General features: G+C 56.6%; 23 protein-coding genes and 2 pseudogenes. 14 read left to right on the forward strand and 11 right to left on the reverse strand.

Annotation, left to right across the window (positions count from 1 at the left end; all coding sequences use genetic code 11):
• Window positions 1–129 precede the first annotated feature (129 nt).
• The 3 genes from ACMDCR_RS01065 to namA form a co-directional block, all read right to left on the reverse strand.
• Complete coding sequence (locus ACMDCR_RS01065) at window positions 130–375, reverse strand: enolase C-terminal domain-like protein (protein ID WP_413990748.1); 246 nt, start codon at window positions 373–375, stop codon at window positions 130–132.
• A gap of 334 nt (window positions 376–709) precedes the next feature.
• Entirely contained in the window at window positions 710–1,711 is a 1,002-nt protein-coding gene (locus ACMDCR_RS01070; RefSeq protein WP_413990749.1) for a zinc-binding alcohol dehydrogenase family protein, read from the reverse strand.
• A 68-nt stretch (window positions 1,712–1,779) separates the two neighbouring features.
• Window positions 1,780–2,850, reverse strand: a complete 1,071-nt coding sequence (gene namA, locus ACMDCR_RS01075; protein ID WP_413990750.1) for an NADPH dehydrogenase NamA — start codon at window positions 2,848–2,850, stop codon at window positions 1,780–1,782.
• A 376-nt stretch (window positions 2,851–3,226) separates the two neighbouring features.
• Between namA and ACMDCR_RS01080 the strand changes: the two genes are divergently transcribed.
• The gene (locus ACMDCR_RS01080) at window positions 3,227–3,547 is read left to right on the forward strand and encodes a winged helix-turn-helix transcriptional regulator (RefSeq protein WP_413993797.1); all 321 of its coding nucleotides are present in this window, start codon (window positions 3,227–3,229) and stop codon (window positions 3,545–3,547) included.
• A gap of 293 nt (window positions 3,548–3,840) precedes the next feature.
• On the opposite strand, the gene ACMDCR_RS01085 is transcribed toward ACMDCR_RS01080, so the two are convergent.
• A complete protein-coding gene (locus ACMDCR_RS01085) occupies window positions 3,841–4,578 on the reverse strand; it encodes a LysR substrate-binding domain-containing protein (RefSeq protein WP_413990751.1) in 738 nt (245 codons plus the stop codon).
• Here ACMDCR_RS01085 and ACMDCR_RS01090 point away from each other — a divergent pair.
• Both ACMDCR_RS01090 and ACMDCR_RS01095 read left to right on the forward strand, forming a co-directional pair.
• A pseudogene (locus ACMDCR_RS01090) lies at window positions 4,577–4,720 on the forward strand (sigma 54-interacting transcriptional regulator); the annotation flags it as partial. The gene ACMDCR_RS01085 and the pseudogene ACMDCR_RS01090 overlap by 2 nt on opposite strands.
• Window positions 4,665–5,459, forward strand: coding sequence for an amino acid ABC transporter ATP-binding protein (locus ACMDCR_RS01095; RefSeq protein ID WP_413990752.1), 795 nt, complete (start codon window positions 4,665–4,667; stop codon window positions 5,457–5,459). The pseudogene ACMDCR_RS01090 and the gene ACMDCR_RS01095, both read left to right, overlap by 56 nt.
• A 181-nt stretch (window positions 5,460–5,640) precedes the next feature.
• Here ACMDCR_RS01095 and ACMDCR_RS01100 read toward each other — a convergent pair whose 3' ends face one another.
• The 4 genes from ACMDCR_RS01100 to alr are packed head-to-tail and all read right to left on the reverse strand — an operon-like array spanning window position 5,641 to window position 9,988.
• Complete coding sequence (locus tag ACMDCR_RS01100) at window positions 5,641–7,113, reverse strand: NAD-dependent succinate-semialdehyde dehydrogenase (RefSeq protein WP_413990753.1); 1,473 nt, start codon at window positions 7,111–7,113, stop codon at window positions 5,641–5,643.
• A 40-nt stretch (window positions 7,114–7,153) separates the two neighbouring features.
• Complete coding sequence (locus ACMDCR_RS01105) at window positions 7,154–7,534, reverse strand: RidA family protein (RefSeq protein WP_413990754.1); 381 nt, start codon at window positions 7,532–7,534, stop codon at window positions 7,154–7,156.
• 43 nt (window positions 7,535–7,577) lie between these two features.
• On the reverse strand, window positions 7,578–8,828 hold the full coding sequence (locus ACMDCR_RS01110; RefSeq protein ID WP_413990755.1) for a D-amino acid dehydrogenase: 1,251 nt from the start codon (window positions 8,826–8,828) through the stop codon (window positions 7,578–7,580).
• Between the two features lie 26 nt (window positions 8,829–8,854).
• Entirely contained in the window at window positions 8,855–9,988 is a 1,134-nt protein-coding gene (gene alr / locus ACMDCR_RS01115) for an alanine racemase (protein WP_413990756.1), read from the reverse strand.
• A 136-nt stretch (window positions 9,989–10,124) separates the two neighbouring features.
• Between alr and ACMDCR_RS01120 the strand changes: the two genes are divergently transcribed.
• From ACMDCR_RS01120 to ACMDCR_RS01140, 5 genes are all read left to right on the forward strand, one after another.
• Window positions 10,125–10,586 carry an Lrp/AsnC family transcriptional regulator gene (locus ACMDCR_RS01120; protein ID WP_413990757.1) on the forward strand — a complete coding sequence of 154 codons (462 nt, stop codon included), beginning with the start codon at window positions 10,125–10,127 and terminating at the stop codon, window positions 10,584–10,586.
• Window positions 10,587–10,974: 388 nt separating this feature from the next.
• Window positions 10,975–12,378, forward strand: a complete 1,404-nt coding sequence (locus ACMDCR_RS01125; protein WP_413990758.1) for an aspartate aminotransferase family protein — start codon at window positions 10,975–10,977, stop codon at window positions 12,376–12,378.
• Window positions 12,379–12,623: 245 nt separating this feature from the next.
• The gene (locus tag ACMDCR_RS01130; protein ID WP_413990759.1) at window positions 12,624–14,033 is read left to right on the forward strand and encodes an aldehyde dehydrogenase family protein; all 1,410 of its coding nucleotides are present in this window, start codon (window positions 12,624–12,626) and stop codon (window positions 14,031–14,033) included.
• A gap of 115 nt (window positions 14,034–14,148) precedes the next feature.
• Window positions 14,149–15,549: an aspartate ammonia-lyase gene (locus ACMDCR_RS01135; RefSeq protein WP_413990760.1), complete on the forward strand. Its 1,401-nt coding sequence runs from the start codon at window positions 14,149–14,151 to the stop codon at window positions 15,547–15,549.
• Between the two features lie 8 nt (window positions 15,550–15,557).
• A complete protein-coding gene (locus ACMDCR_RS01140) occupies window positions 15,558–15,758 on the forward strand; it encodes a transposase (RefSeq protein WP_413990761.1) in 201 nt (66 codons plus the stop codon).
• Between the two features lie 245 nt (window positions 15,759–16,003).
• On the opposite strand, the pseudogene ACMDCR_RS01145 reads toward ACMDCR_RS01140, so the two are convergent.
• A pseudogene (locus ACMDCR_RS01145) lies at window positions 16,004–16,635 on the reverse strand (dihydroxy-acid dehydratase).
• Between the two features lie 214 nt (window positions 16,636–16,849).
• Between ACMDCR_RS01145 and ACMDCR_RS01150 the strand changes: the two are divergent.
• The 5 genes from ACMDCR_RS01150 to ACMDCR_RS01170 are packed head-to-tail and all read left to right on the forward strand — an operon-like array spanning window position 16,850 to window position 21,385.
• Window positions 16,850–18,085, forward strand: coding sequence for an ABC transporter substrate-binding protein (locus tag ACMDCR_RS01150; protein WP_413990762.1), 1,236 nt, complete (start codon window positions 16,850–16,852; stop codon window positions 18,083–18,085).
• A gap of 12 nt (window positions 18,086–18,097) precedes the next feature.
• Window positions 18,098–18,832, forward strand: coding sequence for an ABC transporter ATP-binding protein (locus tag ACMDCR_RS01155; protein WP_413990763.1), 735 nt, complete (start codon window positions 18,098–18,100; stop codon window positions 18,830–18,832).
• A complete protein-coding gene (locus ACMDCR_RS01160) occupies window positions 18,829–19,551 on the forward strand; it encodes an ABC transporter ATP-binding protein (RefSeq protein ID WP_413990764.1) in 723 nt (240 codons plus the stop codon). Before ACMDCR_RS01155 ends, ACMDCR_RS01160 begins: the two co-directional genes overlap by 4 nt.
• Entirely contained in the window at window positions 19,551–20,414 is an 864-nt protein-coding gene (locus ACMDCR_RS01165; RefSeq protein WP_413990765.1) for a branched-chain amino acid ABC transporter permease, read from the forward strand. The genes ACMDCR_RS01160 and ACMDCR_RS01165 overlap by 1 nt, the downstream gene beginning before the upstream one ends.
• Entirely contained in the window at window positions 20,414–21,385 is a 972-nt protein-coding gene (locus ACMDCR_RS01170) for a branched-chain amino acid ABC transporter permease (protein WP_413990766.1), read from the forward strand. Before ACMDCR_RS01165 ends, ACMDCR_RS01170 begins: the two co-directional genes overlap by 1 nt.
• A 667-nt stretch (window positions 21,386–22,052) precedes the next feature.
• On the opposite strand, the gene ACMDCR_RS01175 is transcribed toward ACMDCR_RS01170, so the two are convergent.
• On the reverse strand, window positions 22,053–23,366 hold the full coding sequence (locus ACMDCR_RS01175; protein ID WP_413990767.1) for a glutamine synthetase: 1,314 nt from the start codon (window positions 23,364–23,366) through the stop codon (window positions 22,053–22,055).
• Window positions 23,356–24,249 (reverse strand): MurR/RpiR family transcriptional regulator, encoded by an 894-nt coding sequence (locus ACMDCR_RS01180; RefSeq protein ID WP_413990768.1) that lies wholly within the window; start codon window positions 24,247–24,249, stop codon window positions 23,356–23,358. Before ACMDCR_RS01180 ends, ACMDCR_RS01175 begins: the two co-directional genes overlap by 11 nt.
• A 311-nt stretch (window positions 24,250–24,560) precedes the next feature.
• On the opposite strand from ACMDCR_RS01180, the gene ACMDCR_RS01185 reads away from it, so the two are divergent.
• Window positions 24,561–25,868, forward strand: coding sequence for a M20 family metallopeptidase (locus tag ACMDCR_RS01185; protein WP_413990769.1), 1,308 nt, complete (start codon window positions 24,561–24,563; stop codon window positions 25,866–25,868).
• Window positions 25,869–25,988: the final 120 nt, after the last annotated feature.

Raw genomic sequence — 25,988 nt, forward strand, 5'->3', positions numbered from 1 at the left:
TCCCCAGGTGCGAAGTGTCGACTTCGATACCTAATCCAGGACCCTTGGGCGCGGATCCCCAACCACCGGATGAGCGAGGGGAGTAGTTTGCGAGGTGTCCGTCGGTCCAGTCGTTGAAGAATGGCGTCATCATAAGCGATTCTGGCCTGTTGATGCGGCGATGTGAGAAGTCGCCGCCGTGATGATGTCACCGCGCCACATATCTTCCACCGAAACGGCGAGGTTGAGTTCTTGGAGCAGGTCACGTGCCTTGACCAGATTCGTTAGTCCTCCTAGCTTTCCGAACTTCAGGTTCACTGAAACTGCGTTCGCTTCGTATTTAGCCCTAATTACTTCATCGTGGTTGACGATAGACTCGTCGAGTACCAGCGGCACGGACGAGCCTCGGTGAGCCAATACAATCGGCCGTCGAACGGCAGGGTTGCTCGACGTAGACGGCTAACCCTCCAGCCCCTGCAAGGCAAGATTCGCAGCTGCTAGGGACCAGCCGCCATTCGAGTCCGCTACGATGATCGTTTCCGGGTTCCCTGCCTCGACACTCGCCTTCGTGCGCGTTGTCACCTTGGCATGCGTCCCACCCGGGGAAAGCGGAACAGCGCCCGGGAATGCTGTTCCGGGTGAGATCTGCCAGGCGGGACAGCAGTACCGACGTTAGAGAAATGTGGACGTGTGGCCGGCGGGCGCGTTTCCACGAAACCCTAGTAGCCACCTACTCTCGGCCAAGAACGATTTTCCCTATCGTCTTGCCTGTTTCGATAAGCTGATGCGCCTTCCTTAGGTTCGCGGGAGTCACAAGGCCCAAATTCTGTGTGGCCGTCGTACGCAGAACCCCAGCGTCAACGAGATCCGCGACTTCGTTGAGGATACGGTGTTGCGCTATCATGTCAGTTGTTTCGAACAACGGCCGCGTGAAAACCATCTCCCAGGTGACGGAGATACTCTTTGGCTTGCATGCTCCGATGTCGAGCTTAATGTCGTCGATCAAAGACAGGGAGCCCTGCGGCGCGATGACCTCGATGATCTCGTTTAGGTGCTTGTCCGTGCCGGTCAGACCTGCAACATAGTTCACGCTATCAATGCCGATACCGCGGATCGCTTGGTCGAGGGGCTCGTGGTGATTGACCACATAGTCTGCTCCAAGGTTGGTAACCCATTCCACCGTCTCCGGCCGCGATGCGGTAGCGATGATGGTTAAACCGGTTAGACGATTCGCCAGTTGGATGAGAATTGATCCTACGCCACCAGCTCCGTTGATAACTAGAATGGAGCCGCCGGCGGATTTGACGCCATAAGGTACCCGAAGCCTGTCGAAAAGCAGCTCCCACGCAGTCAGAGCCGTCAGTGGTAGGGCGGCGGCATCTGGGAACGACAGGGTCTTGGGTTTTCGGCCGACGATCCTCTCGTCAACTGCCTGTAGCTCGGCGTTGCTGCCTTGGCGGTTGATGCTGCCCGAATAGAAGACCTCATCACCCACCTTGAAAAGCGTTACGTTCGGGCCTGTTGCCACGACAACTCCCGCTGCATCGTATCCGATGATCTTTGGGTGAGCGCTTTCTGGTTCGGCTTTTGCTCTGATCTTGGCGTCCACGGGGTTCACCGACACGGCCTTTATGTCTACGATTAGATCGCGGGGGCCAGGGACGGGATCATTGACTTCGACTTCAACCAGGACCTCCGCAGGTCCTGGTGCGGTATAACCGATGGCTTTCATTGGGCATCTCTAAACAAGCAATGTGGCTGACGACAGGGCAGTGTACGCGAACCCTACCCAGACGTGGTTCAGGCGGCCGGAAGCGGTGCGGCCGGAATCGGTGGCGCCGCGCGCTGCCATGCAGATCCGTAGCGCGTGTACTGCGGCGGGACGGGTATCACTGACCTGAGGTCGTCGGCTGCTGTCCTTGGCCAAAATGGATCTTTCAAGATTTCACGCCCGATCAAGACAATATCCGCCCTTCCGTTCTGTAGGATTTCCTCGGCTTGACGTCCCGTTTCGATAAGCCCGACGGCTCCCGTCTTGATCTCGAGCGTCTGCCGGAGCAGTTCAGCTGCTGGCACCTGATAACCGGGGAAAGATTCCACTTTAACCATTGCGATTCCACCGGAAGAGCAGTCGATCAGATCGACACTTTGTTCCTTCATCCACTGACCGTAGATCAGGAAATCTGCCGGGGTGTTACCTCCAGGAACATAGTCGGTGGACGAGATACGCACGAACAATGGGCCGTGCCATTCTGACCGCACGGCATCTATCACCTCGCGCACGATTCTGTAGCGGTTCTCGTGGCTTCCGCCGTAAGCGTCAGTGCGGTGGTTGGCGAGCGGAGACAGAAATTCGTTGAGCAGATAGCCGTGTGCCGTGTGGATTTCGATCACGTCGAAGCCTGCTTCTCGGGCGCGGCGCGCGCCCACCCGGAAAGCTTCCACAACTTGTTTAATACCGTTGGTGGTCAGTTCATTCGGGATACGAGAATTGGCCGTGAACGGAATTGCGGAAGGAGCGATTGCAGGGCGGTCTTCTATGCCGAATTGCCGTCCGGCATGGCCAAGCTGACAACCGGCCTTCGCACCGAACTCATGAATTACACCAGTGAGCCGGGCCAGTCCTTCTACCTGTGCGTCTTCCCAAATGCCGATGTCGCCGGGTCCGATCAGTCCGTTGTCAAGAACAGCTGTCGTTTCGAGGAAAACGAGCCCCGCTCCCCCGAGTGCGCGCGCGCCGTAGTGTACTAGGTGGAAGTCGGTCACCTTGCCATCTGGTCCCGCCGAATGCATGCACATGGGTGACATAGCGATGCGGTTACGGAATTCCGTACCCCGTATAGTGATGGGCTCGAATAATTTTGCGGGCATTCAAATATCCTTTGGTGGTGTCTGCGATTGCCGAAACATACGAACGTTTTTCTGGCGTTCAATACGGTATAAAATGACCCATACTACGCTGTATTATAGTGCGATGATGGGTTGGCTCGGCGAGCATGGGTGCGGAACGGCGCTGTTTAGATGATGTCTTTTCTCAACGGCACTCCGGAGGAAATGACAGTACACAAAACCGTAGTGCGTTGAACGGCAGAGCCAGACGCTATACTTTCGGGCAGTACTTACATTTCGCGATTGGATGAGCACGATGCCGAAACGACGGAATTACGACGCTCTGCCAGCCTGCTCGATGGAGGCGGCACTGAACCTGATAAACGGAAGGTGGAAGGGCGTGATACTTTACCACCTGATGACGGACGGAACGACGCGCTTTAACGAGCTCCAGCGTCGGCTCCCGGGGTGCACGCCGCGTTTGCTTTCTAAACAGCTGCGGGAACTCGAGGACGATGGTTTCGTACATCGTGAAGTCTATGCGGTTGTACCTCCTAAGGTGGAGTATTCGCTTACGGAGGAAGGGCGGTCCATCGGTCCGATCCTTCTCGACCTCTGTTCGTGGGGTCGACAATGGTTGAAACGTCGCGGGCTAACGACGCTTGCTAATGACGTGGAGGTGGTCCCGGTCAAGGAGCGTTTGGGCAAAGGGAGTGCTAGTCGAATGAAAGCGGCGTAACCCGCCAGAAGGCTGGTGACCGCCACAAGTGCGGGAAACCGTGGGCCTTCGGAGTTCCTTAGAAATTCTCCTGTTTGCAGGGGCGCTTTGCCATATCCCCCAATCGCGCTTTTTGCCGCATCGATGTCCGGCGAGCGGAACCGAAGATTTCGATGTAAACGCGGTATCCCATTCCGGAACCGTGCGTTTGATATCGCGGCTACCTCATCGTTGTCATATCGACGAAAAGGCGACATCGTTCGGAAATGGCGCGTGGGAGTTCCGTGAAGCTGCTCGGAAAAATCGCCACATAGTTAGTCCGCAACCCGGATTGCGTTCGACAGCGTGCGAAACCTTCGCTGCGCGTCCGGCGACGCAGTTACAACGGGCTTAATCGATGCCAGCTCAGTCTTGGCTGGCATCTCGAGTGACCACGTTTCATGGAAGGTCGCGAAGCGCTGTTGCATCCAGTCGATGAAAACTCTCACCTGCGGAGCCAGGAACTGTCTGCTCGGATAAAGTATCGAAATCGGTCGCGGAACCGGCCTATTCGCCGCCAGCACCTCCCGGAGTTGGCCGCTGGCCAGAAAGCGGTCGACCAAGATGCCTGGAACTTGAATTAGCCCAAACCCGGCAAGGCCGCTCTCTACATAGGCGTGGGAATCGTTCACCAACATGGCTCCCCTTGGAACAAGCGTCACAGCCTTTTCACCTTCTTGGAATGCCCATGGAAGCGGACGACGGCTGGCTCCCGACATGAAGTTGACGCTTCTATGGCTTTGCAGATCGGCCAACGAAATGGGTTCGCCATGTTCCTCGATGTACCGCGCAGCAGCGCAGGTGATCATGACTGCCGCGCCGATGCGTCTGGCGACGAGGCTCGAGTCCTTCAGAGCGCCTATCCTGATGACGCAGTCAACTCCCTCAGTCACCAAGTCAATGTTCCGATCGCTCACGCCGAGGACCAGACCGACGTTGGAATAGGACGGCAATACCGGCCGCATAGCGGAAGCAGATAAGGGGACACTGTTTCTCGACGAAATCGGCGACATGCCTTTGCAGCTGCAAACACGGCTCCTGCGTTTCTTAGAAACGCAGGAAGTCGTCCCCCTTGGTTCAGGAAAAACCCGTCGGGTAGATGTTCAGGTTATTGCAGCGACACATCAGGATTTGGTTCAAAAGGTCGCTGCAGGCAGTTTTCGACAGGACTTGTTCTATCGGCTGTCCGGAGCGGTTGTTACGCTCCCTGCTTTGCGGGATCGCACCGACCTTCGTGAAGGCTGGGGAGAAAATTGTCTTGTGCGGGCCATCGGGGTCGGGAAAATCAACCCTTATCCGTTGTGCCAACGGCATCGAGAAGCATCAGGCAGGGGACATCGTTGTCGATGGGATAGAGCTGACGGAAGATCGCTCTAAACTCGAAGCAGTTCGCCGCGACGTTGGGATGGTCTTCCAGCACTTCAATCTGTTTCCACACCTGACGGTTCTGGAAAACTGCATTCTCGCACCGATGAAAGTCCGCAAGCTCTCCAAGTCAGACGCCACGGATCTGGCGATGAAGCTGCTAACCCGCGTTCAGCTTCCGACCCAGGCTACAAAGTACCCGGATCAGCTTTCCGGTGGGCAACAGCAACGCGTCGCCATTGCACGCGCGTTGGCCATGCAGCCTCGAATTATGCTCTTCGACGAACCGACAGCAGCGCTTGATCCAGAAATGGTGAGCGAGGTGTTGGATGTCATGATTGGGCTAGCGTCAGATGGCATGACGATGTTGTGCGTTACGCACGAAATCGGCTTTGCAAAAGCGGTCGCCGATCGGGTGGTTTTCATGGATCAGGGCCGCATCCTGGAGCAGGAGGAGCCCATAAAGTTCTTTACGGATCCTGCTCATGAACGCGCGAAATCATTTCTTTCCAAGATACTTCCGCATTAGCTCGGAACGGCCGCCAGGAGTCCTCTGTTGGCCATCGTGCCCTCTGTGGTTTGATGACGCTCAAAATCGGGGCGAGAGAATGCGGGGAAGTGCGTTGATCGGCGTCCGAAAGCGGGCGAGCTGTGCCTAATCTGCGAGATTCCTGTAGTTAAGCGCAAACGATTCGTAAGCGGGCACGCGATCATAGGCCGCCGATGCAAAGGAACTTCATTTCAAGATATTCATCGATCCCGTGCCGCGAGCCTTCGCGCCCGATGCCCGATTGTTTGATGCCGCCGAATGGCGCGGCTTCCGATGACATGCGCCCCGTATTTATTCCAACCATTCCATACTCGAGTGCCTCCGCCACTTGCCAGACGCGCTTGAGATTTGAGGCATAGAAATACGCCGCAAGACCATAAATTGTGTCATTGGCTTCGCGCACTACCTGGTCAGCTTCTTCGAACTTGATAATGGGAGCGAGCGGACCAAACGTCTCTTCCTGTGCGATCAGCATTGTGCTGGAAATGCCAGTCAGAACTGTCGGTGCGAAAAAAGTGCCCATGTCGCCAATACGCCGGCCCCCGCATAGGATAGATCCGCCCTTGTCGATGGCGTCTCGGATATGGGCTTCGATCTTGGCAAGCGCACGCGTGTCGATCAGGGGCCCGATGGCTACGCCAGGCGTGAAGCCGTCGCCGACAGTAAGTTCCGCCACGCGGCTGGAAAACTTTTCCGCAAACTCATGATAAACGCCGGCCTGCACGTAGAGCCGGTTGGCAGAAACGCAGGTCTGACCGGCGTTACGGAACTTGGCCTGAATTGCACCGTCGACCGCAGCATCGACATCTGCATCATCGAATACGATAAAGGGCGCATTGCCACCGAGTTCGAGGCTAAGTTTCTTAATCTGGTCGGAGCACTGCCGCATAAACAATCTTCCAACCTTGGTTGAACCGGTGAAGCTGATTTTTCGAACTTTCGGATTGCTACAAAGTTCACGGCCAATAACGTCGCCCCGAGCAGCATAAATCAGGTTGACGACGCCTTCGGGAACACCGGCCTCTTCGGCAAGGGTGAACATTGCGCCGGCGATCAGCGGTGTCTGCTCAGCGGGTTTCAATACAATTGTGCAGCCGGCTGCCAGTGCCGCGGAGATCTTGCGCGCCACCATCGATGCAGGGAAATTCCAGGGCGTAACGGTACCTACGACACCCACCGGCTGTTTTATCACCATCATGCGCCGGTCGGTGGTCGGGGCGGAAATGGTCTCGCCGTAGATGCGGTTCGCTTCCTCGGCATACCATTGCAGGTACGCGGCGGCATGCGAAATTTCGGAACGGGCTTCAGAGAGAGGCTTGCCCATTTCCGCTGTAAGGATTGCGGCAAGGTCTTCGGCGTGGGTGACGATAAGACCGTGCCACCGTGAGAGAAGATTGCTGCGGTCCCGGGCCGGCAAGGCAGCCCACGCTGCCTGCGCCAAGTGTGCCTTGTCGACGGCTGCGCGGGCTTCGTTCACGCCCATATCCGGCAATTCCGCGAGAAGTTCCCCATTCGAGGGGTTAAATACCGGAAAGCTGTTCGACGTGGTGGCTGCACCGAGGGCCTGCAATCGATGCAGGCCCGCAAACTTCTCCGCTGTCTTCAGATAGCGGAGCAGTGCGTCATGGATCATAGACCTACCCACCCGTCCTTAACTGAGGTCTGAGACCGCCTCATGGTATCGCCAGAACGGCTTCTATCTCCACCTTTGCGCCCTTGGGCAGGGCCGCGACCTGATAGCAAGCACGAGCCGGATAAGGCTCGCCGAAGAAGCCAGCGTAGACCTTGTTGATTTCTGCGAACTGACCCAGGTCCGTGAGAAGCACGGTCGTTTTCACAGCGTTTGCCAGGCTGGTGCCCGCTGCGGCCGCTATCGCCTTCACATTCGCGAGGCATTGTTCTGCCTGCGCAACGGCGTCCTCGGAGTTAAATTCACCAGTCGCAGGATCAATTGGCAACTGTCCCGACACAAAGAGCAGATTTCCAACTTGGATCGCTTGTGAAAATGGGCCTATCGCCGCCGGAGCGAGATTCGTGTCAATTCGATAAATCATAATGGTTCTCCAGGATAATTGATATTCGTGATGGCGTTCTAGATCAGGCGTAGCGGCTCACTGCCAACTCGGCCGCGTTAATTTCCGGCGAGCGGCCACTGACCAAGTCGCTGATCACTCGTGCCGACCCGCAGCTCATCGTCCATCCAAGCGTGCCGTGACCGGTATTAAGATAGAGTCCTTTGATTTTCGTGGGTCCGATCACCGGCGTTCCGTCCGGTGTCATCGGCCTGAGGCCTGACCAGAAATTGGCTTTCGAGATGTCCCCACCGGGAAAAAGATCGGTGACGGAGTGCTCGAGAGTCTGACGTCGACGCTGTGCGAGGTCGTTGGTATAGCCGGAGATTTCCGCCATACCCCCGACGCGGATCCGATCGCCGAGGCGAGTAATTGCGATTTTGTAGGTTTCATCCATCACGGTGGATTCTGGCGCTCGCGACGCATCAGTGATCGGAACGGTCAACGAGTAGCCTTTCACTGGGTAGACTGGCAACCTGATTCCAAAAGCCTTCAATAGCAGCGGAGAGTAGCTGCCGAGCGCAACGACGACGGCTTCATTGCGGAGTGTTTCACGATCAGTCACAACGGCGCGAACCTGGCCGCCCTCTACATCAAGCCCTCTGATATGGGAGCCGTAGCTAAAGCGGACACCGAGGGCGCTTGCCTGCTTGGCGAGCGCATTGGTGAACTTGAAGCAATCGCCTGTTTCATCGTTGGGCGTCAGTAGGCCACCGATGATCTTCTCTTTCACGTGCGCGAGGGCGGGTTCCACACGAATACAGCCATCGCGATCTAGCACCTGATAGGCGATGCCATCCGCTGCAAGCGCCTTCACGTCTTTCGCGGAGGCTTCCAGCTGCTGCTGGGTCCGGAAGAGCTGGAGTGTTCCCTGCATGCGTTCGTCGTAGTCGATGGAGATTTCATCGCGCAGTTGCTTCAATGAGACCCGGCTATAGTCCGAAAGCTGGAGCATACGGCTCTTGTTGAGCGCATAGCGTTCCGATGTGCAGTTACGCAGCATCTGGAGCATCCATGATAGCATGGCGACATCTAGCTTTGGGCGTAGGATCAGTGGAGCGTGCTCCATGAAGATCCATTTGAGGGCCTTCATCGGAATGCCCGGAGCGGCCCATGGCGAGCAATAGCCGAACGAAACTTCCCCGGCATTGGCAAAGCTGGTTTCGAGCGCCGGTCCGCCCTGGCGGTCCACAACGGTGACCTCGTGCCCGGCCTTCGCTAGTTGGTAGGCTGTGGTGACGCCGATAATGCCGGCTCCTAGAACCGTAACTTTCATATTAGCCTCTAAGTGTATTTGGGAGTTCAGCGGTATTCGCGGTGATAGCGATCGCCGAGACGGGTCAGGATTTCGTAAGAGATCGTATTGGCGGCCTCGGCAACATCTTCGAGGGTCTGGTGGGGACCGACTACCTCGACGAGACTGCCGAGTCGTAGCGCGCCTTCGGGCACTTCGGTCACGTCGATCGTCATGCTGTCCATCGAGACACGACCCACGATAGGCAAGCGCAGGTCCCCGTAGTAGACAGCGCCCCGATCGCTGAGGCTGCGGGGCAAACCATCAGCATAGCCAGCGCCGAGAGTCGCCAACCGCCTCGTGGAAGTCGTCATGTGCACGCCGCCGTAGCCAACGCGGGTACCCGCAGGAACCGAGCGCGTCTGCACGACCGCGACCTCCAAGGTTACTACCGGCTCCATAGGATTTGGCGTGCCGGCGGTCGGCGCGCCGCCATACACGGCTATACCGGGCCGCACAAGTGAGGCGTGGTAGTCTTCGCCGAGGAAGACCCCGCCGGAGTTGGCGAAACAGATCGGCAGATTGGGAAACTTCCGGGTGATCCGGTTTAACTCCTCCAACTGCAGCCCGTTCTGTTCGCTTTCACTTTCGTCCGCCGAGGCGAGATGGCTCATGACGAAAAGAATCTCGACATTCCAATAGTCCTGTAGTGTCTCGGCAAGGAGCACCTGTTCGTTCTGGGGAAAACCCAGGCGCGACATGCCCGTATCGAATTGAAGAACTGCCTTTAGGACGTGCCTCGACCGACGAGCCGCGTCTGCCCACAGCTTTAGCTGGTCCAAGGAATTCAGCACCGGGATGATCCCGTTCTGCGCGCAAGCCCTCTCGTTGCCTGGCTGAAGGCCGTTCAGAATGAAAATTTGTGCATCCCCAGGGAGCGCGGGCCGCAAGTCGTCGGCTTCTTCGTATTGGGCAACGAAGAAATGTCGGCAACCTTCCTCGTAGAGGGCGCGAGAAACAGGTATAGCCCCTAGCCCGTATGCGTTAGCCTTTACCACTGCCGTTGCGTGAGCCGGCCGGACTATGGCAGACACCTTCGAATAGTTCCGCCGCATGGCGGATAAGTCAATCGTAAGGCGGCCGGGCTTGCCCAACGCCGCCGCCTTAATACCGTCCTGTGCCGCAATGCTCAGTTGTCCCATTTGGATCGACCATTCCCATCTAACGAACGGGGGTATCCTACTGAAACGATCGGTGAATTATCGATCGAATGATGGAATTAACAGCCAGTTTGCCTTATGGATTAGAAGAAAATGCGAACTTTTCGAAGAATGTGCAATGTCGATTGATGCCGTAGACCGAAACATATTGCGCCTTCTGAGGCTGGACGCGCGAATTAGCAACGCGAAGCTGGCACAGGAGGTCGGGCTTTCTCCTTCAGCTTGCCTTAGGCGTGTAAAAATCCTGGAAGATAGCGGAACGATCCGCGGTTATACCGCCTTGGTCGATGCACCGAATCCCGGCGCTGAAATTGCCGTCATAATCAACATCACTCTCGAGCGACAGACGGAGGAGTATCTTGACCGGTTCGAGGCAGCGATCCGTAAGCACCCCGAAATCAAAGAATGCTATCTCATGACAGGAGGATCAGACTACATGTTGCGGGTCGATGTGGAAAATGCTGTCGAATTTGAGCGTATTCACAAGGTGATTCTTTCGGCACTGCCGGGTGTATTGCGCATCCATTCCAGCTTTTCGATCCGTAACGTTTTGGCCACGCGAAGCGGCAAGCGCCGCTAGCGGCCCACCGATGTTCGGACTATGAAATGCGGCGAATGCCATCGCCCGCTCGACGCTGCGTAGCGCCAGTTCGAGCGCAATTGGGGGGAGCGCCCCAAAGGATGCCCCTGCAATTCCCGCGCATCGAGCGATTCGTAAGAAGCGCGAAAGGCGCGCTCGTGCCTCGATGACACGCAGCTGCGCGGTTGACGCCGCGGTTTGCATAATCCTGCGTTTCTAGCTACGCGCTGCAGAACTACTGCACGAGAAGCAGTGAATGCGCATTATATCGGCGCGGATGGGCGGCTATTATCCCTTTAGCAATAAACACCGAACTCTGGTGGAGCCTCCAGTTTCGCACTCTCAAATTTGTCTAGGGCAGCTCTCTGGGCTGGAAAGGAAACGCATCGTGACGATCAATATCAAGGAAATCAGCGAGAAAGACAGAAACACCGTCCTGCATCCCTTTACGCAACTCAAGGATTTTGCGACGGGAAAACTGGGTGATCCCACGATCGTCGAGACAGGGAAGGGCATCCGTATCCAGGACGCGCATGGTGCCCAGTTGATCGACGGGTTCGCCGGCCTGTACTGCGTCAACGTAGGCTACGGGCGCACGGAGGTAGCTGAAGCTATTTCCCGTCAAGCGTACCGTCTCGCCTACTACCATTCCTACGCCGCGCATACGACCGACGAATTAGCGATCCTCTCCGACCGCTTGGTGAAAATGGCACCGGGTAAGATGAGCAAGGTGTTCTATGGGATGTCGGGGTCTGACGCCAACGAAACCCAGGCCAAGCTCGTTTGGTATTATAACAATCTCCGTGGCAAGCCGACGAAGAAGAAGATCATTTCGCGCGAACGCGGCTATCATGGTTGCAGCGTGGTTTCGGGTTCGATGACCGGCATGAGCTTCTACCATGATCATATGGACCTACCTCTGCCGCAGATCGTTCATGCCGGTGTACCGCATCACTACTGGGGCGCAAATTCAGGTGAGACAGAAGCCGAGTTTTCGGCGCGCCGGGCGCTTGAACTGGATCAGCTTATCGAAAAGCTCGGCCCCGACAATGTCGGTGCATTCATCGCCGAGCCGGTGCTGGGTACGGGCGGCATCACGCCGCCGCCGGAAGGCTATTGGGCCGCTATTCAGGCGGTTCTCAAGAAGCATGACGTGCTGCTCATTGCCGACGAGGTCATCACGGGCTTCGGTCGGACAGGCTCCATGTTCGGCTCTCAACGCTACGGTATTGAGCCCGATTTGATTACTGTCGCCAAAGGGCTGACGTCCGCGTACTTCCCGCTCTCCGCTTCCATTGTTGGCGAGAAGGTCTACAAGGTGCTGGAAGATGGTGCTGATCGGGTCGGCGCGTTCTCGCACGGTTATACCTACTCGGGCCATCCAATCGGTGCCGCGGCAGCAAATGCCGTGCTCGATATCGTCGAGAAGGAAAACTTGCCCGGAAACGCCGAGGAAGTCGGGGCGTATTTCCAGAGCAAGCTGAAGGAAAAGTTCGCACAGCTCCCGATCGTTGGAGAAGTACGTGGCGTCGGCCTCATGGGTGCCATTGAATTTGTCGGTGACCGCGAAAGCAAGAAGCGTTTCGATCCGGCACTGAAGGTCGGCGCTCGTGTCTCCAAGGCTGCACGCGACCGCGGTTTGATCGCGCGCGCCATGCCGCACGGCGACATCCTCGGCTTCGCGCCTCCATTGGTCATCACGAGAGATGAGGTCGACGAGATCGTCTCGATTGCTGAAAGCGCCCTGCGCTCGGTAATGGACGACCTCGTTCGAGACGGCCAGAAGATTTGACCGCATCCTCCCAGCCGCCTCGGTGCCCTGTGGCTGAGGTTGGCCGCGGCCGCTAGCCGGCCAGGCGCTTCCCGACAAACTGGCCGGTGCGAATGCCGGCGGGTTGGTCGGGAAGCGGTTCAACAGAACCATACATTTCCGCGGAAAATCGCTGCGGGTGAGCGCCCGACACCCGAGTCGGCGTAGTGTTATCGCGCGTTATCGGCCCTCGAGCGGGCATATCCAAGTTGAAAGGAAGTCATTGAATGACCGCTGCCAAACTCCATGTCACACAGGGACCCGACACTCTTTCTGTGTTCAGCCCCTTTGACGGCTCGGTGATCGGATCCGTCGACGTGACGGGTGCTGAGGAAGTTGAAGAGCTACTGGTACGCGCGCGGAAGGGCGCGGAACTGTCCAAGGGTCTCCCGCGCCATCGGCGGGCGAGCATACTTGAGAAGGCCGCGCAGATTGTCGAGAGCCGGAGCGAGCGGTTCGCAACAGCCATCGTGTCGGAAGCTGGGAAGACCCTGGTTCAAGCCCGCAAAGAAGTATTGCGATGTGTGAACACGCTCAAACTCTCAGCTGAAGAGGCAAAACGAAACGCGGGCGAGGTGGTGCCATTTGATGCCTACGCTGGTTCCGAGAGCCGCCAAGGGTGGTTCACACGGGAGCCGCTCGGAATCATTACGGCAATCACGCCCTACAACGATCCGTTGAACCTTGTCGCGCATAAGCTCGGTCCGGCAATTGCTGGAGGCAACGCCGTTCTGTTGAAGCCCTCCGAGTTGACGCCGTTCTCGGCTATCAATCTCGTTGACGCTCTGGTAGAGGCCGGATTGCCCGCGGAGGTCATAACTGTTGCAGTCGGTGGCGTCGCATTGGGTAAAGCTCTCGTAGAAGCGCGGGAGGTTCGCATGGTATCCTTTACGGGTGGCTTCGCCACAGGCGAGGCGATCAGCCGGTCAGCCGGCCTAAAGAAAATGGCAATGGAATTGGGTGGCAACGCGCCGGTGATCGTCATGGCCGATTGCGACTTCGAGAAAGCAGTCGAGAGCTCAGTTTCGGGTGCCTACTGGGCGGCGGGTCAGAACTGCATCGGAGCCCAGCGCATCCTGGTGCAGGCCGAAGTCTACGACAAGTTCCGGGACGCATTTGTCCTCGCGACTAAAAAGCTTAAAGCAGGCGATCCACTGCGCGAGGATACCGATGTCGGTCCGATGATCTCTGCGCAAGCTGCTGAACGCACGGAAAGCGTCGTTCAGAAAGCGCTTGACGCCGGTGCGAAGGTCCTTTGTGGGCATCGACGGGACGGTTCGGTGTATCATCCCACAGTCCTGGAGGACACGCCGCTCAACTGCCAGCTCTGGATCGAAGAGGTCTTCGCACCTGTCGTGATGCTGGCTCCGTTTGAAACGTTGGATCAGGCTATCGCCCTCGCAAATGAACCAGAATACAGCCTGCACGCCGGCATATTCACGAGCAATCTGGCTGATGCGCTCGATGCGGCAGCGCGGATCGATGCCGGCGGCGTCATGATCAACGACACTTCCGACTATCGGTTCGACGCGATGCCATTCGGCGGTTCCAAATACGGCAGCATGGGCCGGGAAGGTGTCCGTTTTGCTTACGAAGACATGACGCAGCCAAAGGTCGTCTGCTTCAATCGGGCCTAAACAGTAACAAAGCTTCGGTTTGCGGGCAGGGGAACCTGTCCGCACTAACCGGGCGTCTGCAGCGCTGCGGCCTGCCGCACGTAAGGCCGTCATCCCATCCCAATAGGGCGTTTTAATGAGGAGGTCCCATTTGTCCACGCGCATCGAAACAGACCTGCTAGGCGACAGGATCCTGCCGGCAGACGCCCTCTACGGAGTGCATACCCTCAGAGCCGTCGAGAACTTCGCCGTTTCCGGAACGCACCTGCACGATTTTCCGGAGTTGGTCGTGTCGCTTGCCATGGTAAAGAAGGCAGCGGCGGCAACCAACAACGAATTGGGCCTGCTCGAGCCAGACATCGCTGCCGCAATCGACGCCGCATGCGACAAACTTATTTCCGGCGAGGTTCTCAAGCCGCACTTCCCAATTGATATGATGCAGGGAGGCGCGGGCACCTCGACCAACATGAATGCGAACGAAGTTGTGGCCAATTTGGCGCTCGTCGGCATTGGCCGCCAGCCCGGTGAATACGACATGGTACACCCAAACGACCACGTCAACCTTTCCCAGTCGACGAATGATGTCTATCCGACGGCGATACGTCTGACTGTCCTTTGCGGCACTGAAGCCCTACTAAACTCGCAAAGGGCGCTTGTTGAAGCCCTGAGACGGAAAGGGGTTGAGTTCGCCAACGTCCTAAAGGTCGGCCGCACACAATTGCAGGATGCTGTGCCAATGTCGCTGGGTGAGGAATTCGACGCTTTTGCAGAGACAATTGAGGAAGACGTTGTCCAGCTTGAAAGTGTCGCTCGGTTGATGACTGAGATCAATCTCGGAGGGACGGCAATTGGCACTGGCGTCAATGCTCCGAAAAACTTCTCGACCTTAGCCTGCGCTCACCTTTCCAGGGTCTCGGGTATCTCCCTTAGCCCCGCGCGCAACCTGGTCGAAGCGACCTCGGACACTGGCGCGTTCGTGTCCGTGTCTAGCGTCCTCAAACGCATGTCAGTCAAACTGTCCAAACTCTGTAATGATCTCCGACTGCTTTCCAGTGGTCCGCGCGCCGGGCTTGGCGAAATCCGGCTTCCTGCCATGCAAGCTGGATCGTCGATCATGCCAGGCAAGGTCAACCCGGTTATCCCTGAAATGATGAACCAAGTAGGGTTCCAGGTTGTGGGTAATGATCTGACGGTCACGCTTGCCGCAAGTGCCGGCCAATTGCAGCTTAATGCAATGGAGCCGGTTATCGTGTTGAACATCCTGCAGTCCATGCGGTTGCTGGCTAACGGCATGAACATTCTTCGCGAGCGGTGTGTGGATGGTATTGAAGCGGACGCCGAACGCTGCCGTTCGCTCTATGACAACTCGCTAATTCTTGCCGCTTCTCTCAACCCAATAATAGGGTACAGCCGGGCAGCAAAACTCGCCAAGCGGGCCTTGGCTGAAAACGTGGGCTTGAAGCAGGTCGTTGAAGCGGAGGGGGTGCTGACGGCTACACAAATCGCGTTGCTGTTCGACCCGACGGAACACGCGTAAGCCAAGTCTTGTCGATCCGCGAGCACAATCCCGATGCGCCGGACCGCACTATCACGCGCGTCGTTTCCGACGAGAACCCAAAGGCAGCCTGGGCGGCCGGGAACGACCATGTCCGTCCGGGGGCGGTGCTGACCGCCGACGAACACGGTTCATACGATGATCTCATCGGGCTGGCGATCCTCAAGCGCGTGAACCACAGCAAGTCCTAGGAGGGAACCGACACAAACAGGATCGAGAGCCCGCGCCGAACGCGCGTAAGTCGGCGTTCATCACCGGTTCTCGGTCAAGTATCTCGAGTGGTACCTGGCAATGGTGGCCTGGAAGGAAGACAGCCGCTACATAGGCCTGCGGTGGCAACCCTCCGACGTGCTATGCACCGTCACCCACCGTACGCGTTCCACTCATCCGAGCATCCGAGATGCGAACCATGTCGCCGACGCCTTGTTTCACAAGCTTACTGGGAATTGGCATGCCATGCATGCCAGGTCCCCTGAGGTCCGGCGTTACGAAGGATGAGGACCGTGTCTTCTGTGACATCGAGATCATCGCTGTCGATCACAGCCTTCATCGCAGGGAAATCATCAAAGACCAGTGCGGGCCCGGTGTGCCGGAGAAAGCGTTCGCTACAGGCGCTCGGCTTGATGATGGCCCCGTTCTCGGCAAGATTGCCCTTGAGGACAGCGAGCGCACCCTCTGCGTAGATCGGGTTATCCAGGGGCCTGATGACATCGTCATTGTAGCTTCGGCTCCGGAGATGTTGTCGCCGACCGTGCGGCCGTTCACTGTGAGTTCGCTCAATTGAAGCCGATTGCCCAGCCTGTTCATGAGGGCAGGGAGCCCGCCTGCGTAATAGAAGTCCTCCATGAGATACTTGTCCCCGCTGGGGCGGACGTTCGCAATCACTGGAACGACACGGCTGGCGGCATCGAAATCCTCGAGGGTGATGTCGTGCCCGGCGCGGCGGGCCATGGCGACCAGATGGATGACGGCATTCGTCGAACAGCCCATTGCCATCGAGACGACGATCGCATTCTCGAACGCGGCGCGGCTCAATATCTTGGCTGGGGTCAGATCTTCCCAGACCATCTCCACGCAACGCCGATGGTGCCTATCAGCGTAAGTTCGCTCACACAGGGAAGAGAAAAAATATTAGCAAAATACCAAATAAAATTGACATTGCTGCAACACTTTCATAATTTTGATTTGCGTACGGTCGATATGACAAAGATTTGTCGAGGCCTTACGCAACGCGAGGCGAGCATTCCTCGACGTTTAAAAAAGCATAATAAAAGGGGTACAAATGATGATGTCAAAGAGAGCGCTCCTCGGGGCCGTTTCCGCTATCGCGCTGCTCGGGTCAACGGCCTTGGCACAGGCAGATGTGATCAAGATTGGCGTGCTTGCACCTGTGACCGGAGCAGCAGCAGCCGACGGTAACGAGATGGTCAACGGCGCGAAGCTGGCCGTAGACGAGATTAACAAGGCCGGCGGCGTCGGCGGAAACACCTTCGAAGTCGTGGTCGGCGATGTGGGCGATATGAATCCGGACAAGGTGGCGACCGCGGCGGAGCGCTTGCTCGGCGATTCCGAAGTCGGAGTCGTCGTCACGAACTACGCTTCCAATACGAATTTCGAAATCGAGATGATGGCGGAGCAGGATATGGTCTACATGATCGCCGCCAATTCTCAGCAGACAAAAGACATCATCGCGCCCGACGCGGAAAAGTTCTCCACGGTTTGGTCATTGACGCCTTCCTACGATGCTTACAACACAGGGATCGTCCCGGTCGTCGACAACCTAGTGAAGGACGGAAAGGTCAAGCTTCCGAACAAGAAGGTCGCCATTATCTCATCCGACAACCCTTATTCCAAGGGCATCGCGCAGGGCATGACCAAAGCCTTTACAGAAGACGGGTGGGAAATTACCCAGAATGACCTCGTTCCGTTCGGTGAAATCAGCGACTGGCGCGCCTTCCTTTCGAAAGTCCGGCAGGATCCTCCCGCTTTGTTGATCAACACGGACTATCTTTCGGGCAACGCAGCGACTTTCATGACGCAGTTCATGGAGAACCCCACCAACAGCCTCGTCTTCATCCAGTATGCTCCGTCGGTGCCGGAGTTCCTCAACCTCACAAAGGACAAGTCCACGGGTGTGGTCTACAACATGCTTGGCGGTCTCCTTTTGACTGACAAGTATCCGCGGGCGGCTGAGGTGGTCAATAAATACAAGGCTGCATACAACACCGAGCCGGGTGGCGCGGGGTCGATGGTCTACGAGCAAGTGTTGATCTACAAGGACGCCCTGGGAAAGGTAGGTGACTACACCAAGCGTAAGCAGATAGGCGTCGAAATCGGAAAGACGAGCAAGGACACCGCCATCGGCCACGTCCAATTCGATCCGAAGACCCACCTCTCCGTCCAGAGCGACGATGGCGTGCCTTTGCTTTTTTACCAAATTCGCAACGGTGAACGGGTGCTCTTCAATCCGTCGAAGTACGGCACGGGCGAATTCGTCCAGCCGGCTTGGATGAAGTAGGCTGGTGTGCCTGTGAGCGAGAACATCTTGGAAGTCTCCGAGGCCACCAAGGTTTTTGGGGGTCTCAGAGCGGTCAACGGGGTGACATTCTCCGTTCGACGGGGCGAGATGCTCGGTATCGCCGGACCGAACGGGTCCGGCAAGAGCACTCTTTTCAATCTCATCACCAGCGTGCCCTTTGGGCCTACAAGCGGGGAAATCCGCTTCAAGGGCGAGCGCGTAGATCGTTGGCCCGCGCACCGGATAGCGAGAGCAGGACTCCTTCGGACGTTCCAGAAAGACGCGGAGTTCCCAGACCTGTCTGCGAACGAGACGTTGGCGGTTTGCGCCACATACAACGCTCAGTTATCGCGTACTGCAGCTCTGGAAAAGGCCGAGGCGGCGTTGGCCACCGTCAAGTTCGGTCACGGCCGATCGCGGCTACCGTCACGCTATCTCTCAGTTTACGAAAAAAAGCAATTGATGATCGCCTCCGCGCTGGTGTCTGACCCGGCATTGCTCATGTTGGATGAGCCCGCTTCAGGATTGACGAAGCCGGAAATCGAGCAGCTTGACGACCTGCTTGTCGCGATCAATCGTTCGGGCGTGACCGTCCTCTTAATCGAGCATGTTCTGAGTCTCCTCCTGTCAGTGTCCGAGCGTCTAATCGTTCTAAACCAAGGCAAGGTCCTTGCCGAAGGAAAGCCGGTGGACGTGGTCGGCAATCCAGAGGTGATTACAGCCTATCTCGGAGGGCGAACCTCATGAATCGATTGCTTGACATATCGAGGCTCGACGCAGGCTATGGAGCCGTGCGGGTGCTCAATTCGATTTCGATTCACGTCGACATGGGGGAGTCTATCGGCCTATTTGGTCCGAATGGCCATGGAAAGACGACGATGCTGCGGGCGATCTCGGGGTTGCTCCGCCCTTCGACCGGGAAAATTACCTTCGACGGCAAGGACATTACGACCGCGAAGTCCCCGGCGATCGTGGAAGCCGGTCTCATTCACGCGCCTCAGGGCAACACGCTGTTTGGCAACATGAAAATCGCCGAGACGCTGGAACTCGCCGCTATCGGTCGGCGCGCCCGCAAGGATGCGAAAAAGCGTCTCGAAATGGTCTACGAGCTTTTCCCGAGACTTGGCGAGCGGAAGAGCCAGTTGGCCAAGACGTTGTCGGGCGGCGAGAGGCAAATGCTCTCGATCGGTTGCGCTCTGATGTGCGTGCCGCGTCTCCTGATGCTGGATGAACCGACCCTCGGTTTGTCGCCTCGCTTGAAAGAGGAACTCGCGGAAGCGATCGGGAAGATATCGAAGAACGGTGTTCCCCTTATCGTCGTGGAGCAGGACGTCGAGTGTCTTCTTTCTCTCACAGACAGACTTTATCTGATCGAACACGGGTCTGTTGTTCGCGAAATCAACCGCGACAACGCTCCCGATCATGCCGAGGTCATGAAGTTGTATTTCGGCGAGGGTGCGCACTGATGGATACGCTGATAGCAACACTTGTATCCGGCCTTGTGCTCGGATCGCTTTACGCTCTGATGGCTAGCGGACTGAGCGTCGTCTGGACAACTCTGGGCGTTTTCAATTTTGCCCATGGGGCGTTGATGATGGTCGGGGCCTATCTGGCCTGGACAATAAGCGAGCCGCTCGGGCTCGGCCCGCTGGCGGGCGTCTTGATCGGTGCCATCGGCGCTGGCCTTGTTGGTGTGGTGATCGAGCGCCTACTGGTGCGACCCTACTATAACAACAGGAACATGCTCCTGATCACCGCGATGACGACCTTGGCCGCTACCATTATTCTTGAGCGTGGCGCTCAGATGATATGGGGTCCTCGCATCAAGCAGTTACCGCGCCTTATTGGTGGCGAGGCGAACATCTTCGGCACCGTTATTTCGGCTCACGAGGCACTTCTAATCGTCCTGGCCCCCGCGGTTTTGATCCTGCTCTGGCGATTTACGGTGGTGAGCAATCGCGGTAGGAGCCTGAGGGCGGTCGGTCAAAATCCGGATTCCGCCGCGTTAATCGGTATCGACGTTCCGATCGCTTTCGCCATGGCGTTCGGCATCTCCGCAGCGCTGGCTGGTTTGACGGGCGCGCTACTCGGTTCGTTGCGGTTCATCACCCCAACAATGGGCAGCGATCCGCTGACCAAGGCCATGATCGTCGTTATTTTCGGTGGTCTCGGCAGCTTGGGCTCAACCGCTGGCGCGGCGTACCTGATCGGCTTTATCGAAGCGTTTCTGGTACTTTGGATTGGGCTGTATTGGACGCCGTTCGCGCTTTTTCTCCTAATGATCATGGTCCTTCTGCTGAGGCCAAACGGCATTTTCGGAGCACGATAATGAACAAGACAACTCTTTCCGTATTGGCGGTCGCGATCCTGCTGTTGGTATTGGTTCCCTTGGCGGTAGCTGATGGATACTGGCGTCATCTATTCATCATAGCCTTTATCTACGCAATCATCGCCTCGAACTGGAACCTAAGCCTCGGTCATACCGGAATCTTCAATTTCGGGCATCTCACCTTCTTTGGGATCGGCGTCTATACGGCGGCGATCTTCAGCAAGACCCTGGCAATCAACCCATGGATTGCAATTGTCCTTTCAGGCGGCACGGCTGCGCTGTCAGCACTTTTGATGGCGGCACCGGTGGCAAGGCTGAAAGGGATTTACGTCGTGCTGGTAACCTTCGCGGTGAATCAGCTCATGATGCAGCTCGTTCTCAGCCAGGCGAACATCACCGGCGGAGCAGACGGGATGGTACGTCTGCCATTCCTGTCGATCGGGGACTATAGCTTCCTCAAGGACTACAAGCTCGGCTACTACTATGTCGCGCTATTACTCTTAGTATGCTCTTCGCTGTTCCTGCTCTTCGTGACGAATTCTCCATTCGGAAAGTCTTTGAAGGCTGTGCGCGATGCTGAAGACTACGCCACCGCCCGCGGCATTTCGGTCGCCCGCCAAAGGATCGTTGTCCTGATCTTGAGCGCGATATTCACCGGCATCGCAGGCGGTTTCTACACAATCTACCTTCGCGTCGCTTCGCCGGAAGTATTCGGATTCGGCACGATGTCACTCGCGCTATCGATGGTCCTCATTGGAGGCGTGAATAGCGTACTCGGGCCAGTGGCAGCTGCACTTATACTTACATTCTCGACTGAAGCGATGACTGCGGTACAGGGGTTCGACGATGCTCGCTACATCGTGATTGCGGTTGCAATGATCCTAGTTCTTCGGCTTGCGCCCGGAGGACTGCTGCAACTGTTTGAACGGCTCACCATCCAGAGCCGCGAAGTCGCCCGCGCGAAGGGATGAACGTCCGCTTCGAAGCACAGTGAATTTCCTTGCGGAGGTCATTTTAATGCGTGCCGAGCATGCGGGCGTCCATAGACTCGAATTCGCGGCGGAGATTTCCCTTGGCCGCTGGGGCATAGCGCAGAGCACGGCTGAGAAGTCAGCCGACTTGTTCTTCGCACGGGATTCAATGTCGCTCGGGCTAGGCTATGGCAAATCGACCTTGTCGGTTTGAGTAGACTGATCAACCTACTCGCGCGAACAGCAGAGCTGACGTAAAGACTATGAAGAGCCCAGCCTTATACTCAATTGGCGGTGCTTCCCATTTTGTTTGGTTGGCTCGTCTGGAGTTGACCCATAAGAGCGTTCTTTTCCTCGCCAATACCTTTGACCGTAACCCATCCGCCATCGCCCGACAGAGTTACGATGCTCTCAGATGCGGTATCGGTAGGCGAAACAGTCCTCGGAATTATTTCGACGAGATAGCGCCCATTTTGATGGCCTGTGAGGCCTGATCGCCTAGTGAACCGGTCGAATACACGAAAGTCACAGCAAGCGCCGTCGGAACCCAGGTTCACAATTTCACGCCAAAGCTAAGAATACTGGAAAACCAAAAAGCATGGAGCACCCCGCTTCGCCATGTTCGCGGCAAGGTTAGGGCGGAGCCCAAACGGCTCCGCCCTCAGCGTCAGTAAACGCGTTCGTAGGCCGCACAAGCTGCTTGATCAGACAAGTCCTCGACATGTTTGATCTCGCGTTGCTTGTGTTTGACGTAGACGTCTGCGAAGCCCTTAGGGAACCACCCGGTCACTGTTTCATTTGCCGCGAACCGTTCGAGTGCGTCCGGCAGACTTTGGGGGAGACGTACGAGCCCGCGCGATGCCAATTCCTCGGTCGATAGCGCCGCAAGATCCTCAGCTGTCGCGTCAGGAACGGGCAGGTTCTCTTTGATCCCCTGGATACCAGCGTACACGAGCGCCGCCAGCTGCAGGTAAGGGCTACCAGTGGCATCCGCCGCGCGGAATTCGAAATTGAACTGCGACGCTTTGGAGATGTCGCTGATATCGGACACCGGGCAGATGCGGACCGAGGCCTCGCGGTCACGGAAGCCAAGATTGTTGAATGCAGCGCTCCAGCGATGGGGAGTCAGTCGAAAATACGAGACGACACTTGGTGCGGTGATGGCGATGATGCTGTCCAGATACTTCAGGATGCCAGCGACAAACTTGGCAGCGACAGGCGAGAGTTCGTGCTTCGAACTTCCGTCCCAAGTTGCAGGATTGCCTTCCTCGTCAAGGAAGCTGATGTGGATGTGGACGCCATTTCCAACGCCGGCAGGATCTCGGATGGGTGTGAACGTCGGCTGCCGTCCCAGCGCATTTGCAACTGCACCGACAACCTCGCGTGTGATAACGGAGTGGTCGGCTACTGTGACGCCCTTTTGCGGATTCATCGTGACTTCGTACTGAGCGGCTCCGAATTCCCGGAGGATCGTGTCCGGCGATACGCCAGCTTGGCGCATGGCGGCAATCACGGATTCGCAGAACTCACGTTCGGCACGGAATCCCGCCAGTGTGAAAGCGCCGTGGCCGTCGTCGCCCATATTGCAAAACTGAAACTCGTGCTCGAACGCGCCAAATAAGGTGAGCCCGCTGATTTCCTTCAACTTGGCAAGAGCGTCTTGCAAAATCGAGCGAGTGCAGAATTCCCAGGAGCGGCCATCGGTATACCGGATGTTCCCCAGCACGAATTGTTCCGGCGGAACGTTATCTTCTACATCGATGGAGACCTTGGTCGATGCGTCAGGAATTAGAACCAGGTCGCCGAGGGAGCCAAACGGGCTTTCTGCGATGACGTCGAAGCACGTGATCTGCACGTTCGTGGGTGTCCAGCCCACACCGCGATGAAGCCGCTTTTCGAATTGCGCCGCCGGGAAAGCCTTGCCCCGTATCTTGCCAGCGAGGTCGCTCGAGCAGGCAAGCATCATTTCTTCACGTTTCATTTGTTCCCTCTATTTCCATAGTTGAGTTTGAGTTTTCACCGGGGCTTGGTGAATCCAACCGGACCTCGTCCCACGCCCTGATTCTTTCCTGTGTAGACGCCCAGTCCACTTCTGACACCTTCACGATGAGCGCTTCTACGAAGGCGTTGGCTGCCGCCACCGTGTCCCAAGGCGTTCCGGCGTCGATCGGCAGTGCCACGATCTCGGTGCTGTAGCGGGCTATCGGCGACATCCATTTGTCGGTGATAAGGACTATAGTTGCCTGACGTTTGCGAGAGATCATCTCGGCCAATACGGCTAGATTGGGTTGGTACCGCCGGAAGTCGAAAAGCACGACTACATCCTTCTTCCGCATGCGGAGGATATGCTCCGGCCAAAACTCAGTATTGTCCGGTATGTGATATATCTGGCCGCGTACTTGTCGAAGGTGGATAGAAAGAAAGCCCGCCAGGGTGTCGGAAACCCGTCCACCGAGAAGAAAAATGCTTCGACCCGGATCTGCGAGAAGCCTGCAAATGTGATCGAATTGTTCTTGCGACACGGTTTCGGCCATCTCTCGCAAAATAGTGGAAAGACGGTTGGCATAATCTGCCAGAAACTCAGCTTCGGCAGGGGCTTGCCGGACCTTCAGATCCAGGGGTGACTGATTTCCTTCCTTCAACTCGCCGATTAGTTGCCGTTGAAAATCTTGGTAGCCGCCGCCACCGATTTTGCCGACAAACCTGGTGATAGAAGCGGAACTGACTCCCGTTCGGTCCGCCAACTCCTGGATTGGTAACAATCCGCTGAACGGATAGTCCGCAAGGATCGCTTGTGCGATCTTCCGCTCGCTAGCGGTGAGTTGCTCCGTCATCTTGCGAAGCCGAGCTCTGATTGTCAGCATTTTCCTCTCCATACCTGCAGATAAACTCTGCGAAAGTTTTTTGTCAATTTATTTTTATCTAGCTGTTTTGAGTGAAAATATTCACTCATTCCGGCTCGAAATTGCGATATCCCTAACATTATCAAGATTGTATGTCTCCCATTCGTCAACAGCTCAGCCCTAGCGATGAAAAAAATCCATCAAATTATATTTGCGTTGTTGACAATGATAAAAAATATTCGTTCATTAACGGGAAATCATGAGTTCGGGTAAGAGCCCGGCCGGGAACTGGCGCAGCTTGTTTTGCAGCTGCAGATGACTAGGAGATCACAATGAATTCCACGACCAAAGCTGTTTGGAAGTTGCTGGATGACGAGCAGGATTACGTCGTTGATTTAACGCAGCGAATGGTCAGGGTTCCCTCTGTGAACCCGAAGTTTGTAGTGATTGACGGCCAGAACAACGAGGCTGCCCTCCAGGATGTCGTTGAAAAGGAATTCGCCGACAACGGCTTCAAAAGTGATCGATGGGATGTATTCGAAGGTCGACCCAACGTAGTTGGGGATTGGGCCGGAAATGAAGAAAGGAGCCTGCTTCTATGCGGTCACGTAGATACCGTTCCAATCGGTGACGAATCCCAGTGGACCGCGGATCCGTTCGGTGGCGAACTCAAGCACGACCGAATCTATGGCCGCGGTGCCGTCGATATGAAAGCTGGCTTGGCGGCGTGCATCGCCGCGGCCCGTGCCATTCGGCGCGCCGGAATACGGCTCGATGGCCGACTGTCAATCCATTCGGTCGTGGATGAGGAAGCGGGGGGGTTCGGCACCATTGACGCCATCCGAAAGGGACATCTAGCCAAAGCCGCCATCGTGGCGGAGCCGACTTGGGGGAAGGTTCAGCCATGTGAGGGCGGGCTCTTTTGGGTGCGGATGACAGTTAAGGGCAAGCAGGGCCACGCGGGATGGCGGTTCAATGAAATCTGGCCGCAGCGTCACGTTCCCGGCCGTATCGTTCCTGGCGTCAACGCGATTGAGTTAGCGAGCAGGTTCCTGTGGGCCCTACGCGATTACGAGAGTATACGTTGCCGTACCACCTATCATCCTCTCGTGCCGCCGGGCCTTAACACGATAAGTCCCGGTGCACTACGAGCGGGTGCGGGCATGGGACCAGACGGTCTCCCGATCATCATGACCAACCCCGCGATCATTCCTGATCTTGCTGTAATTGACCTCGATTTCAAATTCCTTCCGAACGAAGACCCTGAGGCAGTGAAGAGGGAATTCGAGTCATTCGTTCATCACTTCTGCGCTCAGGATCGATGGCTTCGTGACAATCCAATCGAAATCAACTGGTCACTCGGCGATCTTTACTTCCCACCGATGGATACACCCGTTGACCATCCACTCGTTCGTTCGTTGGTGCAGCATAAGACAGCACTCGGAAACGAGCCGGAAGTCCGTGGCGTCGAATTTGTTACCGATGCCGCTCACTACGCCGGCGTTGGGGTTGCTCCGGTAATCTTCGGACCGAGCGGCGATGGGTTCCACGGTTACAATGAAAATGTCGAAGTGGCTTCCCTGCTGGAAACCACGAAAGTTATCGCGGCTTCGATCCTTGACTGGTGCGGCACGCGATAAGTGATCCTTGAAACGAGAATAGCTCCACTTCTGCGCAAGTAGAGGGAAGTCTTCCTATGGCAGGGATATGAAAATTCGACGTCAGAACGGGACCGGCTGAGAATTATGAAGAAAAATATA

This window comes from Labrys okinawensis, assembly GCF_047345005.1.
Classification (GTDB): Bacteria; Pseudomonadota; Alphaproteobacteria; order Rhizobiales; family Labraceae; genus Labrys; species Labrys okinawensis.

Bases quoted from the DNA above. Each gene is read 5' to 3' on its own strand.
- ACMDCR_RS01070 (WP_413990749.1), bottom strand. From the start codon at position 1,711: ATGAAAGCCATCGGTTATACCGCACCAGGACCTGCGGAGGTCCTGGTT.
- namA (WP_413990750.1), bottom strand. From the start codon at position 2,850: ATGCCCGCAAAATTATTCGAGCCCATCACTATACGGGGTACGGAATTC.
- ACMDCR_RS01080 (WP_413993797.1), top strand. From the start codon at position 3,227: ATGACGGACGGAACGACGCGCTTTAACGAGCTCCAGCGTCGGCTCCCG.
- ACMDCR_RS01085 (WP_413990751.1), bottom strand. From the start codon at position 4,578: ATGTCGCCGATTTCGTCGAGAAACAGTGTCCCCTTATCTGCTTCCGCT.
- ACMDCR_RS01095 (WP_413990752.1), top strand. From the start codon at position 4,665: ATGTTCAGGTTATTGCAGCGACACATCAGGATTTGGTTCAAAAGGTCG.
- ACMDCR_RS01100 (WP_413990753.1), bottom strand. From the start codon at position 7,113: ATGATCCATGACGCACTGCTCCGCTATCTGAAGACAGCGGAGAAGTTT.
- ACMDCR_RS01105 (WP_413990754.1), bottom strand. From the start codon at position 7,534: ATGATTTATCGAATTGACACGAATCTCGCTCCGGCGGCGATAGGCCCA.
- ACMDCR_RS01110 (WP_413990755.1), bottom strand. From the start codon at position 8,828: ATGAAAGTTACGGTTCTAGGAGCCGGCATTATCGGCGTCACCACAGCC.
- alr (WP_413990756.1), bottom strand. From the start codon at position 9,988: ATGGGACAACTGAGCATTGCGGCACAGGACGGTATTAAGGCGGCGGCG.
- ACMDCR_RS01120 (WP_413990757.1), top strand. From the start codon at position 10,125: ATGTCGATTGATGCCGTAGACCGAAACATATTGCGCCTTCTGAGGCTG.
- ACMDCR_RS01130 (WP_413990759.1), top strand. From the start codon at position 12,624: ATGACCGCTGCCAAACTCCATGTCACACAGGGACCCGACACTCTTTCT.
- ACMDCR_RS01135 (WP_413990760.1), top strand. From the start codon at position 14,149: ATGAGGAGGTCCCATTTGTCCACGCGCATCGAAACAGACCTGCTAGGC.
- ACMDCR_RS01150 (WP_413990762.1), top strand. From the start codon at position 16,850: ATGATGATGTCAAAGAGAGCGCTCCTCGGGGCCGTTTCCGCTATCGCG.
- ACMDCR_RS01160 (WP_413990764.1), top strand. From the start codon at position 18,829: ATGAATCGATTGCTTGACATATCGAGGCTCGACGCAGGCTATGGAGCC.
- ACMDCR_RS01165 (WP_413990765.1), top strand. From the start codon at position 19,551: ATGGATACGCTGATAGCAACACTTGTATCCGGCCTTGTGCTCGGATCG.
- ACMDCR_RS01170 (WP_413990766.1), top strand. From the start codon at position 20,414: ATGAACAAGACAACTCTTTCCGTATTGGCGGTCGCGATCCTGCTGTTG.
- ACMDCR_RS01175 (WP_413990767.1), bottom strand. From the start codon at position 23,366: ATGAAACGTGAAGAAATGATGCTTGCCTGCTCGAGCGACCTCGCTGGC.
- ACMDCR_RS01180 (WP_413990768.1), bottom strand. From the start codon at position 24,249: ATGCTGACAATCAGAGCTCGGCTTCGCAAGATGACGGAGCAACTCACC.
- ACMDCR_RS01185 (WP_413990769.1), top strand. From the start codon at position 24,561: ATGAATTCCACGACCAAAGCTGTTTGGAAGTTGCTGGATGACGAGCAG.